This window comes from Micromonospora sp. NPDC047134 (assembly GCF_040643455.1).
Taxonomy (GTDB): domain Bacteria; phylum Actinomycetota; class Actinomycetes; order Mycobacteriales; family Micromonosporaceae; genus Micromonospora.
Genome location: NZ_JBEYUI010000019.1, coordinates 79875 through 92634, shown reverse-complemented (window position 1 = coordinate 92634; position 12760 = coordinate 79875). Strand labels below are relative to the sequence as shown.

Below are 12760 nucleotides of genomic sequence, written 5' to 3'. Positions count from 1 at the left end.
CCCCCTTCTGCCTATCTCCCCCCATCCTCCCCCGCCCACCCCACCCCCACCCACCACCCCCACCCACTCTCGCCCTCACCCACTCTCGCCCCGTCGATCATGAGGTTGACGGCGGACTTGATCTACAAAAGTGCCGCCAACCTCATGATCAACGGGTTGGGAGGGGGTGGGTGGGGGTGGGGGTGGGGTGTTCGTCTAGTTCTACTTGGCGGTTCCAGTCGGGTTTGGTGGCGCGCCAGCCTTCGTCGTCGAAGCCTTGGCGCCAGTAACCGGAGATGGAGAGGGCCTCGCGGGGGATGGCTCGGTCGACCCGCAGGTAGCGGCGGAGGTCGCGGACGAAGCCTGCCTCGCCGTGGACGAAGGCGTGCACCGTGCCGGGCGGGAACTCCAGTTCCCGGACGGCGGAGACCAGGGCCGCGCCGACCTTGCCTCCGTTGCGGTGCAGCCAGGTCAGGTGGACGTTGCCGGGGCTGGGCAGGGGCTGCTCGTCGGACGGGTTGTCCACCTCGACGAAGACGTGCGCGGGGGCGCCAACCGGCAGCCGGGTCAGGGAGGCGGCGATCGCCGGCAGGGCGCTCTCGTCGCCGACCATCAGGTGCCAGTCGGCCTCCGGGCTGGGGGCGTACGCCCCACCGGGGCCGGTGAACAGCACCTCGTCGCCGGGTCGCAGGGCGGCGGCCCAGGGCCCGGCCAGACCGGTCTCGCCGTGGTGCACCACGTCGACCGTCATCTGCCCGGTTTCGGCATCCCAGGCCCGCACGGTGTACGCCCGCAGCCGGGGCCAGTGCTCACGCGGCAGTTCACGCTTGATCGCGGCGAGTTCCATAGGGCGCGGATAGTCGACCCCCGGCACCGGGAAGACGATCTTGATGTAGTGGTCGGTGAACTCGCCCACCGGCAGGCCGATCAGCTCAGGTCCCCCGAACACCACTCGGACCACATGCGCGGTGGGTCGTTCGGTGCATACCACGCGGGCGGCGGTGACTGTCTTCGGGCGCTCGGTCATCTGGTTAGGCTAGCCTCACCCGCCAGAGCCCGACCGGCCGGCGTCAGCCCAGCAGGCGGGCGTGCCAGGCCGACGTCAGCTAGCCAGGCCGGCGCCAGGACCGCAAGCAGCAGGGTCAGGCGACCAGGCGGGTGTGCCAGGCCAGGGCGGCGGGGTCGGTCAGGGAGGCCACCTGGTCGACCACCACCCGCAGCCGGGCTACATCGTCCGGGGCGGCGCGCCACAGGGGGGCGAAGACCGGGTCCAGGGCCTCGGGTGCCCGGTCGGTCAGCATCCGGACCAGGTCGGTGAGGATCTCCCGTTGTCGCTGGTAGCGCCCCTGCGCCCCGGGACGACGCATCACGTAGCGCAGGGCCATGCCCTTGAGCAGGGCGCACTGGGCCCGCAGCGACCGGGGCACCACCAGGTCGGCCGCGTAGCGGCGGTGCGGCCCGGGGCCGAACCGGGCCGTGGTGGCTGCGACGGCGGTGGCCACGAATCGGCCGGTCAGCATGCTTGTCGTGGCCTTGAGGGCGGCCTGGGCCCGGTGGCTGCCGTCGTAGCCGGCCAGCGGGGCCAGCAGCGGATCGGCTAGCAACTCCGTCAGCACCTGGCCCAGGTAGTCCGGCGGCTCGGCGGAGTAGGTGGCGGCCACGTCGGCGCAGAGGGCGGCCCGCTCCTCGGGGTCGGCCAGCAGCAGATCCAGGGTGAGGTATCCACCGTGGATGCCGTCCTCCACGTCGTGCACCGAGTACGCGACATCGTCGGCCCAGTCCATCACCTGCGCCTCCAGGCAGCGCCGCTCCCCGGTCGGCGCCCCCTGCCGCAGCCAGTCGAAGACCGGCCGGTCGTCGGCGTACACCCCGAATTTGCGCTGGCCCGGCCGACGCGGCCAAGGGTACTTGCTGACCGCGTCCAGGCAGGCGCGGGTGAGGTTGAGCCCGACGGAGGTGCCGTCGGGGGCATACACCTTGGCTTCCAGGCGGGTCAGCACCCGCAGGGTCTGCGCGTTGCCCTCGAAGCCGCCGCAGGCGGCGGCGACCGCGTCCAGGGCGGTTTCGCCGTTGTGTCCGAACGGCGGGTGCCCCAGGTCGTGGGCCAGCCCGGCGGTGTCGACGATGTCCGGATCGCAGCCCAGTCGCGCCCCCATCTCCCGGGCGATCTGGGCCACCTCCAGCGAATGGGTCAGTCGGGTACGCAGGAAGTCGTCCGTGCCGGCCGTGTGCACCTGGGTCTTCGCGGCGAGCCGGCGGAAGGCCGCCGAGTGCAGCACCCGGGCCCGGTCCCGCTCGTACGGTGACCGGTCTCCCCCGGCGTCCTTGACCGGCTCGGACACCCGCCGCTGCGCGTCAGTCCCCACGTGGTGCGAGTACGCAGAACTCGTTGCCCTCCGGGTCGGCGAGCACCGTCCAGTCGCTGCCGTTCTGGCCCACGTCGACATGCCGGGCACCCATGTCGACGAGTCGTTCCACCTCGGCCTCCCGGTCGGCCGGTCGCAGGTCCAGGTGCAGCCGGTTCTTGTTCTCCTTGGCATCGGTCACCGGCACGAAGACGATGCCGGGCAACCGGTCGGCGGCCTGCCGGATCTCCACCTCGTCGGGCCGCTCGGTGACCACCTGGTAGCCGAGCACCTCGGCCCACCAGCGGGCCAACCGGGCCGGATCACGGGCATCGACGGTCAGACTGGTCCAGACACTGGTCATGCCGACACCTCCGACCGGTGACCGGCAAGCCCCGACAGCCCGGTACGCACACTCATCCGGCACCCCTTTGCGACGACGGTCCTCCGGCGAGCCTCAGGTTACGCCCGGCCGCGCCGGACGGCGCGACGACGAACTGCGGCCGAAGGGTTCACATCCTCCGATCAGACTAGAGTTCTCGTCCGATTGCCGACGGTCACGGGATCGCGTTAATCGACATCCACGGGTAGCGTCGCCATCGCGGAACGTCACCTGTTGAGCGGCGACACAACCGGTGGGAGAGAAACGCTCGTGAACGCGGAAACGATGATGGGCACCGAGTTGCAGGGGCTGCGCCGACGTAGGCCCGAAGTGACCGGCACGGTGCTCGCCGGCACGGACGGCCTGTTGATCTCCAGCGACCTGCCGCTGCAGGAGGCCACCTACCTGGCCGCCCTGGCGGCGGCGAGTTACGGCGTCGGCAACCGGATGGCGGCGACCGTCCGGCAGGGCCCCTTCCACGAGTCCGTGGTGCACACCGGGGCGGGTTGTGTGATCACCTATCCGGCCGGTGGGGACGCCCTGTTGACCCTGGTGGCCGCCCCCGGCGCCGACCTGGTCGCGCTGCGCGAGGAGGCGCTGGCGATGGTTGATCGGGCCGGGCCGACCCTGGCCGCCTGCCGCCGATCGACCCCCCTGACGCCGCTGCAGACCGATCCACACACCCCACTGGCCGTGCGTACCCCGATGTCCACCCTGCCAAGCCAGCGTCCCCGCCGGGACCCCCACATCACCTGGCGCCGCCCGCCGATCTGAGCCCGACCGGGTCGGCCGCCGAGCTGGGTCGGCGGACCAGCGCCCGCCGACCCGGGTCGTTCAGCGACTGTCCGAGCCCGCCGTGACCACGGCCGCCCGGCCCGCCTCCAGCCGGGCCACCGGCACCCGGAACGGCGAGCAGGAGACATAGTCCAGTCCGACGGCGTGGAAGAAGTGCACCGAGTCCGGGTCGCCCCCGTGCTCGCCGCACACCCCCAGCTTGAGTCCGGGGCGAGCCGCCCGGCCCTCCTCGGCCGCGATCCGCACCAGTCGACCGATGCCGTCGGCGTCGATCGACTCGAACGGCGAGATGCCGAAGATGCCCAGTTCCAGGTAACGCCAGAAGAAGGCACCCTCCACGTCGTCGCGGGAGAAGCCCCAGCCCATCTGGGTCAGGTCGTTGGTGCCGAAGGAGAAGAACTCGGCCGCCTCGGCGATCTGCCCGGCGGTCAGGGCCGCCCGGGGCACCTCGATCATCGTGCCGATCAGCACCTCGACGTCGCTGCCACCGGCCACCTCGGCGATGATCTTCTCGGCCTCGGCGCGTACGGTCTCCAGTTCCTGGACCGCGCCGACCAGCGGGACCATGATCTCCGGGCAGGCGCGTACCCCCTGGCGGGTGCACTCCACGGCGGCCTCGGTGATCGCCCGGACCTGCATCGCGAACAGGCCGGGGATGACCAGGCCCAGGCGGACCCCGCGCAGCCCCAGCATGGGGTTCTCCTCGTGCATCCGGCGCACCGCGGCCAGCAGGGCCTCCTCCTTGGCCACGTCCTCGCCGCGTTCCTGGGCCACCGCCACGTCGACCGCGAGCTGCTCCAGGGGCGGAAGGAACTCGTGCAGCGGGGGGTCGATCAGCCGGACGGTCACCGGCTGCCCGTCCATCGCCCGGAAGATCTCCACGAAGTCGGCCCGCTGCAGGGGCAGCAGGGCAGCGAGGGCGGCTTCCCGCTCCGGGGCCTCCCGGGCCAGGATCAACCGCTCGACCAGTTCCCGTCGGTCACCGAGGAACATGTGCTCGGTGCGGCACAGCCCGATGCCCTCGGCCCCGAACCGCCGCGCCCGCGCCGCGTCGGCACCGGTGTCGGCGTTGGTGCGTACCGCCAGCCGCCGCCGGGCGTCCGCGTGCGACATGATCCGGTGTACGGCCTGGACCAGCGCGTCGTCCGTGGCCTCCGGGTCGAGTTCACCCTCGAAGTACTGCACCACCTCCGAGGGGGTGGCGGGCACCTGACCCAGGTACACCTTGCCGGTGGTGCCGTCGATGGAGACCACCTCCCCCTCGGTGACCGTCCGCCCGGCCACCGTGATCCGCCGCTTCGGCACGTCGATATCGAGTGCGTCGGCGCCGGAGACGCAGGTCTTGCCCATCCCCCGGGCCACCACGGCGGCGTGGCTGGTCTTGCCGCCCCGGGAGGTGAGGATGCCCTTGGCGGCGATCATGCCGTTCAGGTCGTCCGGGTTGGTCTCCCGGCGGACCAGGATGACGTCCTCACCCTGACCGGTCAGCTCGACCGCGCGGGCCGAGGTGAAGACCACCTTGCCGACCGCCGCCCCCGGTGAGGCCCCGATGCCGGTGGCTACCGGCTCGAAGCCGTGGTCGAGCTGGAAACGCGGGAACATCAGCTGGGCCAGTTGGGCCCCGTTGACCCGGTGCAGCGCCTCGTCCAGGTCGATCAGGCCCTCGTCGACCAGTTGACCGGCGATGACGAAGGCGGCGGCGGCCGTACGCTTGCCGACCCGGGTCTGCAGCATCCACAGCTTGCCGCGTTCGATGGTGAACTCGATGTCGCAGAGGTCCTGGTAGTGCCGCTCCAGCCGGGCCATGTAGTCCAGCAGTTCGTCGTAGGCGGCCTTGTTGATCCGCGCCAACTCCTGCAGGGGCACGGTGTTGCGGATGCCGGCGACCACGTCCTCCCCCTGGGCGTTGGCCAGGTAGTCGCCGTAGATGCCCTGGGCCCCGCTGGCCGGGTCACGGGTGAAGGCCACCCCGGTGCCGGAGTCCGGACCCAGGTTGCCGAAGACCATCGCCACCACGTTGACCGCGGTGCCCAGGTCGGCCGGGATCCGTTCCTGCCGGCGGTAGATCACCGCCCGCTCGGCGTTCCACGAGTCGAAGACCGCCCGGATAGCCAGGTCGAGCTGCTCGCGAGGGTCCTGCGGGAACTCCCGCCCGGTGTGCTTACTGAAGATCTTCTTGTACGTGTCGACCAGGGCCCGCAGGTCCTCGGCGTCCAGGTCCAGGTCGTCCGTGCTGCCCTTGGCCCGCTTGGCCTCGTCGATGGCGTGCTCGAACTCCTCGCCGGGCACCTCGCAGACGGTCTTGCCGAACATCTGGATCAGTCGCCGGTAGGAGTCCCAGGCAAACCGCTGGTTGCCGTTGGCCTGGGCGGCCAACCCGACCACACTGCGGTCGTTGAGTCCCACGTTGAGGACGGTCTCCATCATGCCCGGCATGGAGAACTTCGCCCCGGACCGCACCGAGACCAGCAGCGGGTCCTCCGGGTCACCGAGGCGTCGGCCCATGCCCTGCTCCAGGGCGGCCAGGTGGGCGGCGATCTGGTCGGCCAGCCCGGCGGGCTGCTTCCCGCTGGCCAGGTACGCCTTGCACGCCTCGGTGGTGATCGTGAAGCCGGGCGGAACCGGCAGGCCGAGGTGGGTCATCTCGGCCAGGTTGGCACCCTTGCCACCGAGCAGGTCCTTGAGATCCCTGTTGCCCTCGGCGAAGTCGTAGACGTACTTGTGCTCGACCGTTTCCTGCACTGTCACCAGAGCCTCCCACGCGCCCGGACTGACACTTAACGAGGGTTCAGTTTTTTTTGTACCCCGAAAGCCCTCACTGGCAATCCGGGTGCTGTGCCGATCGGTGGGCGAAGGCTAAGCGAACAAGGCCCAGCCTGGGACCATTCGGTGACAATGGGCACAGCAATCACCACTTTCCGCGTTCGTCCGGGTTTCTGGGAACGCTTCCATAAACACGAACAAGCAATTGCTCGCCCCGCCGTACTGTTGAAAACACATACCGTCACCACACCTCGCACCATTGCCATACCCGCCGCGAATACACCCCCTCGGAGCCCTTCGTGTCCCCCCTGCCCGACACCACCCCGAAGCCCCTGGACCCGACCGGGTACGCCGGCCCGCGTACCGCCGGGGAGTTGGCGGGCGCGGCGGAGCGGGCGGCGGCCGCGCTGCTGGCCCCCGCGGCGCCGATCCGGCTCGGCCAGGTGGTGCCCGCTCCCGAGCGGGTAGAGCCCGACCCCGGCGCCGACTACCTGCTGCCCGCCGAGGCGGTGATCCGGGTCAGCGCCGACCCGGCCGCCCTGGCCGTCGGTGAGCAACTGGCCGCCCTGCTCCGCCCGGCCACCGGCTACCCCCTGCCGGTCACCGAGATCACCGGACAACCCCCGGCCGGCGGCATCGTCCTGCACCTCACCGACGAGGCCGACTTGGGCCCCGAGGGCTACCGGCTGGATGTCACCCCCGAGGGGGTACGCCTGCGCGCCGGCACCCCCGCCGGGCTGTATTACGGGGTGCAGACCCTGCGGCAACTGCTACCCGCCGCCGTGGAGAGCGCCACCCCGGTCAGCGAACGATGGGTACTGCCCGGCGGGTCGATCCTCGACCGGCCCCGGTACCCCCACCGGGGCGCCATGCTGGATGTGGCCCGGCACTTCTTCGGGGTCCCCGACGTGCTGCGGGTCATCGACCACCTGGCCCGGTACAAGCTCAACCGGTTGCACCTGCACCTCACCGACGACCAGGGTTGGCGGATAGCGATCGACTCCTGGCCCCGGCTGGCCGACCTCGGCGGGGCAACCCAGGTAGGCGGGGGCCCCGGCGGGTACTTCACCCAGGCCGACTACCGGCGCATCGTGGCGTACGCCGCCGCCCGGCACATCACCGTCATCCCCGAGATCGACCTGCCCGGCCACACCAACGCCGCCCTGGTCGCCTACCCGGAACTGGCCCCGGACCGGATCGCACCGCCGCCGTACACCGGCACGGAGGTCGGGTTCAGCTACCTCGACCCGACCAGCGAGCGGACGTACGCCTTCGTCGCCGAGGTCCTCGGCGAAGTCGCCGCCCTGACCCCCGGCCAGTGGCTGCACATCGGCGGCGACGAGGCCTTCAAGGTGCCGGCCGAGGTGTACGCCCGCTTCGTCGAGCGGGTCCAGCGGACCGTGGCCGGGCTGGGCCGGACGGTGATCGGCTGGCACCAGATCGCCCAGGCCGCCCACCTCGACGGGCGGATCCTGCAATGGTGGGGCACCCGCCCCGACGACCCGGTCACCGCCGAGGCGGTACGCCAGGGGGCCCGGGTGATCCTCTCCCCCGCCGACCGCACCTACCTGGACATGAAGTACGCCCCGGACACCCCGATCGGACACGACTGGGCCGCCCTGATCGACGCCCACCGGGCGCACGACTGGGACCCGGCCACCCACCTGACCGGGGTACCGCCCGAGGCCGTGCTGGGGGTGGAAGCTCCCCTGTGGACCGAGTCGGTGACCACCCGTATCGAGGTGGAGTTCATGCTCTTCCCCCGGCTACCCGCGATCGCCGAACTGGCCTGGTCGCCCCGATCCGCGCACGACTGGGCCGACTTCCGGCAGCGCCTGGCCGGGCAAGGTCCACGCTGGACGGCAGCCGGGATCGCGTACCACCCCTCACCCGAGGTGCCCTGGCCGACCCAGCCACCCGTCCCCACGCCCCGGTCCGCGCCGTCGGAACAAGGCGCGATGCGCTCCGCTCAGGGCTGAACGGTCATCGGTCAACACGGACATCGGCGGCGGACGACCGCAAGCAGGTGGCATGGCACACACCATGATCACCTGCTAGATCGCCCTTCGACGCGATGCCGTTCAACGGAGCCGTGCGGCATCTGGGCCCCTGTGGCCCTGTCGAGCTGACAGTGCAGGCGGATCGGCGGCGCACCCATCCCCAGACGACGAGGTCCTCCGTGGAGTACACCTCGCCGTGGACCACCGCAGCGAGCCGAGCAGTGCGACATCCTGCGCGAAGGCCCGCCCCAGGCGTCGGCAGCCGCCGTGACCTGCGTACCGCCACCATTACGCCGAAACGGCGGGGTCCGACCCGGGCGAGAGACCGCCATTCCGGCGCAATGGAGTCGATCATCGCCGGGCCAGACCAGCCATCCCGGTCACCCACGTCACAAGATCCACGGCGCCGCGATCACCGCATCGACGGTGATGCCTGCACCCCGCACGCGCCGCCAACCCGCACGAGCCGCCACCTCGCATCGCGGCAACGTCGCATGAGCGCACAGACGGATCAGCTCGACAGGGCGCACCCGGAAGCGTTCGCAGCCCCGGCCTGGATAAAGCACCCGATAGCCAGCCCCGGATCGCCACAATCGAGCGGTATTGGGCGACTTGTCCAACAATGAACTCTTTCGGGTGACCCGGGTCACCGCAGCGGCGGAATGATGCCCCCAGCCCCGTCGTTGTACCGGAGAGTAACCGCGACGCCTCCGCGTCAGCGCCCCCGGGATGCCGGGCCGGAATGACCGAGGCCCACCCGGCGTTACACATCTCCCGGACATCGTGAGCGGCCCAACGGGCCCCGGATGCCCGAGCAGGGCCAGAGCCCTGCACCACGATCTTCCCCCTTACTGCGCGGCCACCGCGACCCCTTCGCTCGCCGCGTACACCCCCGAACGAAAGGCGGAACCCATCATGGCTACCACCATCCTGCGGAAGACCGCTCTGACCATCGCCGCTGCCGCCGCCACCGCCGGTGGCATCGCCGCCCCCGCCATCGCCGCCCAGGCCACCCCCGGCGTCATCGCCGCGCACGACCACCAGACCGAACGACAGCTCGACGTGCGCTACGAGGCCCAGGACACCTTCTACTACTGCGGCCCCGCCGCCACCCGCAACGCCCTGTCCGTCCAGGGCAAGGACATCGACCAGCACGACATGGCCGAACGCATGGGCACCACCGAAGACGGCACCAACTCCATCAACGACATCACCCCCGTGCTGAACAAGGAAACCGGCAAGAACGTCTACAAGTCCGTCGAGATCCCGGACGCCAAGGCCGCCGACAAGCACGCCGACAAGCTGCGCGACGACATCAAGCGCACCGTCGACGACGGCCGCGCCGTAGTCGCCAACATCGCCGGCACCGCCACCGACACCACCGGCACCACCCACAGCTACGAAGGCGGCCACTACATCAGCGTCACCGGCTACCGCGACAACGGCGAGCAGGTCAAGATCGCCGACTCCGCCGACCCCAACAAGGCCGAATACTGGCTCACCACCGACAACCTCGCCGACTGGATCGCCACCCGCGGCTACAGCGCCACCAGCTGACGATCCACCATCACGAACGGCAAGCACATGGCAAGGGCCGACCCCACACGGGGTCGGCCCTTGCCGGCGTTCAGCTGCGGGCGTCAACTCCGGCAGGCAGTTTCGATGGCGAGGCTGTCTTCGTAAACGTGGTGCCGGACGATCCGGCCATCGGCCACCGTGAGGTGCAGGGCGAAACGAGCGGTGAACCGTCTGCCGGTACGGCGTACCGTCTGGGTGACCTGGCCGAACACCACGGCATCCGGCCCGTCGACGAGGATGCCGGTGACGGTCGCCTCGGCCTGGCCGGGCACGGTGGCCTCGGCCAGCGTGCGGTGATGGTCGGCGACGTCCGCACGGGTTGATCGCGGACGGATCCACGGCACGTCGGGGTGCTCGGTGGTCGGCCAGTTGACCTGCCAGTCGACTCGGTCGGCGTACAGCTCGGCGATCCGATCGGGTACCTCACCGGCGACGATGCGGGACAGCAGCGTGTCTACGGTCTGCCGGGTAGCGGACACTTCAAGACCTCCAAGGGCAGGGTCAGCGGCGGGTGCGTTCGCGCAGCACCGACGCCGTACGCTCGTCTGCGGGATAGAACGACTCGATGGACAGTTCGGCCAGAGTCACGTCCAGTGGCGTGCCGAACGTCGCAATGGTGCTGAGGAAGGCCAGTTCTCCACCGTCGTACCGCAGCCGCAGCGGCACCACGATGTCGCCCGGCCCGGGCAGTTCGACGTCCGGTTCCGGGCCTCCCCCCGGATAGCCACGCAACTCGCCGTCGAGTGCTACCAACTCGGCGTCGCCGGTCAGTTCGACCTGCCGAGCCAGCCGAGCCAGCAGATGCCCCCGCCACTGGCGAAGGTTCGCTATGTGCGGGGCGAGACCGTCCGGGTGCAGGCTCACCCGCAGCACGTTCACCGGAGGCGCCAGCAGGTCGGGCGCCACCAGATCGGTGAAGATGGTCAGGCTCTGGTTGGCGTCCACCATGTGCCAACTGCGGTCCACCACCACGGCCGGGTAGGGCTCGTGACCGCCCAACACCTGCCGGACGGCGGCGCGGGCCGGGGCCATCCGGGGGGCGGTCAGCGCGGTCTGCGGGTACGCCGGGGCGTAGCCCGCCGCCAACAGCAGCCGGTTGCGTTCGCGTAGCGGCAGGTCGAGGTGTTCGGCGAGGCGAAGCACCATCTCCCCGCTCGGCCGCGACCGGCCTGTTTCGACGAAGCTCAGATGGCGGGTGGAGATGTCGGCCCGCGCGGCCAACTCCAGCTGACTCAGCCGCCGCACCTCCCGCCACCGACGCAACTCCACGCCGACCGAAGGCGCCGAGCGCTGCTTCGCAACAACCGGAAGCGCCGTCTCGACGGCGGTCACGGCAGCTCCGGCGATACCAGGTCAATTCCGGAGGCCCGGAGGGTCGATCGACACGGTGGTGGTGCAGAGTTCATCGGGTTCCTCGTCCTCGGGCGTCGGTTCGGGCGTCGACGCCAGCGTGCCGTGTCACCCGCGCGGAGTCGATTACCTGCCAGGTAATGCCTCAGCCGCCGGAGTCGGCGAGTTCTGCGCCCTCGGGGACGGTGTCGTCGTCGCGGCTGGCCAGCCAGCCGTCGGGCAGGAAGACCTTGCCGGGTGAGTTGGTCCGCCCGCGCGGCTGGCCCAGGGTCTCCGTCGGGAAGGGCGCGGTCGGGTCCAGTTTGCCGAGCAGGTCGTCGAGCTGGGCCAGGCTGTCGATCATGGCCAGGGCGCGGCGCAGCTCGCTGCCGATCGGGAAACCCTTGAGGTACCAGGCGACATGTTTGCGGAAGTCGGTGCAGCCGTCCCGCTCGCCCCGGGCCGGGTTACGGGCCCCGGCGGTGAACTGGTCGACCAGCAGCTCGGCGTGCCGGCGCATGGTCAGCGCCACCTCGCCCAGGGTGGGCAGCCGCCGCTCGGTGCGTCCGTCGAAGGCCGCCTCCAGGTCGGCGAAGAGCCACGGCCGGCCCAGGCAGCCACGGCCGATCACCACCCCGTCGACCCCGGTGTGGGCCACCATCCGCAGCGCGTCGTCGGCCTCCCAGATGTCGCCGTTGCCGAGCACCGGCACGTCGAGGGCCTGCTTGAGGTTGGCGATGGCATCCCAGTCGGCGGTGCCCGAGTAGCGCTGTGCGGCCGTACGCCCATGCAGGGCGACCGCGGCGACTCCGGCGTCCTGGGCGGCCAGCCCCGCCTCGACGTACGTCAGGTGGTCGTCGTCTATGCCCTTGCGCATCTTGACCGTGACCGGCACCCCGGCGGGGGCGGCGGCGTCCACCGCGGCCTTGACCAGGCGGGCGAAGAGTCGGCGCCGCCAGGGCAGGGCCGCACCCCCACCGCGCCGGGTGACCTTCGGGACCGGGCAGCCGAAGTTGAGGTCGATGTGATCGGCGAGGTTCTTCTCGACCACGATCCGCACGGCGGCGGCGGTGGTCTCCGGGCTGGTGCCGTAGAGCTGCAGGCTGCGAGGGCTCTCGTCCGTCCCGAAGGCGATCATGCGCAGGGTCTTCGGGTTCCGCTCGACCAGGGCGACCGTGGTGATCATCTCGCAGACGTAGATGCCGCCGCCCTGCTCCCGGCAGAGCTGCCGGAACCCGACGTTGGTGATGCCCGCCATCGGGGCCAGCACCACCGGCGGCCACACCTGGTGCCGTCCGATGGTCAACGGCCCCAGCACAGCACCCCTAGGCATGGTCACCGCCCAAGTGTAAGGAAGGGCCCCTTCTTAACGCCTCGTGCATAGGAAGGGCCCCCTGTTAACGCGACGCATACCACACTCCGGTCGCAGGTGGGGCGTCGTCCACAGGGTGCGGGGTTGTCCACAGCTACCCGGCTCGGCTGAGACAAAGCCCGGTCGGGCTGGTGATGCTCCGGGCATGCGTACCCTCCACCCGAGTTCTCCGAGCTGACCGAGCGGCAACAGCAGATCGTCACTCGTACCCAGTTGC

Annotated in this window: 10 protein-coding genes; 3 read left to right on the top strand and 7 right to left on the bottom strand. The window is 70.7% G+C overall.

What is annotated here, in order from left to right; all coding sequences use genetic code 11:
* Positions 1-148: 148 nt before the first annotated feature.
* From ABZ795_RS21815 to ABZ795_RS21805, 3 genes are all read right to left on the bottom strand, one after another.
* Complete coding sequence (locus ABZ795_RS21815; protein ID WP_357531645.1) at positions 149-1006, bottom strand: siderophore-interacting protein; 858 nt, start codon at positions 1004-1006, stop codon at positions 149-151.
* A 115-nt stretch (positions 1007-1121) separates the two neighbouring features.
* Entirely contained in the window at positions 1122-2345 is a 1224-nt protein-coding gene (locus tag ABZ795_RS21810; protein WP_357531644.1) for a deoxyguanosinetriphosphate triphosphohydrolase, read from the bottom strand.
* Positions 2335-2688, bottom strand: coding sequence for a VOC family protein (locus ABZ795_RS21805; RefSeq protein WP_357531643.1), 354 nt, complete (start codon positions 2686-2688; stop codon positions 2335-2337). The genes ABZ795_RS21810 and ABZ795_RS21805 overlap by 11 nt, the downstream gene beginning before the upstream one ends.
* Positions 2689-2976: 288 nt before the next feature.
* Here ABZ795_RS21805 and ABZ795_RS21800 point away from each other — a divergent pair, with 288 nt between their 5' ends.
* Positions 2977-3480, top strand: a complete 504-nt coding sequence (locus tag ABZ795_RS21800; RefSeq protein WP_327024555.1) for a roadblock/LC7 domain-containing protein — start codon at positions 2977-2979, stop codon at positions 3478-3480.
* Positions 3481-3540: 60 nt separating this feature from the next.
* Here ABZ795_RS21800 and ppdK read toward each other — a convergent pair whose 3' ends face one another.
* Complete coding sequence (ppdK, locus tag ABZ795_RS21795; protein ID WP_357531642.1) at positions 3541-6249, bottom strand: pyruvate, phosphate dikinase; 2709 nt, start codon at positions 6247-6249, stop codon at positions 3541-3543.
* A gap of 323 nt (positions 6250-6572) precedes the next feature.
* Between ppdK and ABZ795_RS21790 the strand changes: the two genes are divergently transcribed.
* Together ABZ795_RS21790 and ABZ795_RS21785 are read left to right on the top strand one after the other, a co-directional pair.
* Positions 6573-8243: a beta-N-acetylhexosaminidase gene (locus ABZ795_RS21790; RefSeq protein WP_357531672.1), complete on the top strand. Its 1671-nt coding sequence runs from the start codon at positions 6573-6575 to the stop codon at positions 8241-8243.
* 936 nt (positions 8244-9179) lie between these two features.
* Positions 9180-9821, top strand: coding sequence for a C39 family peptidase (locus ABZ795_RS21785; RefSeq protein ID WP_327024553.1), 642 nt, complete (start codon positions 9180-9182; stop codon positions 9819-9821).
* An 83-nt stretch (positions 9822-9904) separates the two neighbouring features.
* On the opposite strand, the gene ABZ795_RS21780 is transcribed toward ABZ795_RS21785, so the two are convergent.
* The 3 genes from ABZ795_RS21780 to dusB form a co-directional block, all read right to left on the bottom strand.
* Complete coding sequence (locus ABZ795_RS21780; RefSeq protein ID WP_357531641.1) at positions 9905-10321, bottom strand: nuclear transport factor 2 family protein; 417 nt, start codon at positions 10319-10321, stop codon at positions 9905-9907.
* A gap of 22 nt (positions 10322-10343) precedes the next feature.
* Positions 10344-11174 carry a helix-turn-helix transcriptional regulator gene (locus ABZ795_RS21775; protein ID WP_357531640.1) on the bottom strand — a complete coding sequence of 277 codons (831 nt, stop codon included), beginning with the start codon at positions 11172-11174 and terminating at the stop codon, positions 10344-10346.
* Between the two features lie 163 nt (positions 11175-11337).
* Positions 11338-12504 (bottom strand): tRNA dihydrouridine synthase DusB, encoded by a 1167-nt coding sequence (gene dusB / locus ABZ795_RS21770; RefSeq protein ID WP_357531671.1) that lies wholly within the window; start codon positions 12502-12504, stop codon positions 11338-11340.
* Positions 12505-12760: the final 256 nt, after the last annotated feature.

Excerpts from the sequence above, each read along its gene's own strand:
- ABZ795_RS21805 (WP_357531643.1), bottom strand. The coding sequence starts at position 2,688 with ATGACCAGTGTCTGGACCAGTCTGACCGTCGATGCCCGTGATCCGGCC.
- dusB (WP_357531671.1), bottom strand. The coding sequence starts at position 12,504 with ATGCCTAGGGGTGCTGTGCTGGGGCCGTTGACCATCGGACGGCACCAG.
- ABZ795_RS21785 (WP_327024553.1), top strand. The coding sequence starts at position 9,180 with ATGGCTACCACCATCCTGCGGAAGACCGCTCTGACCATCGCCGCTGCC.
- ABZ795_RS21815 (WP_357531645.1), bottom strand. The coding sequence starts at position 1,006 with ATGACCGAGCGCCCGAAGACAGTCACCGCCGCCCGCGTGGTATGCACC.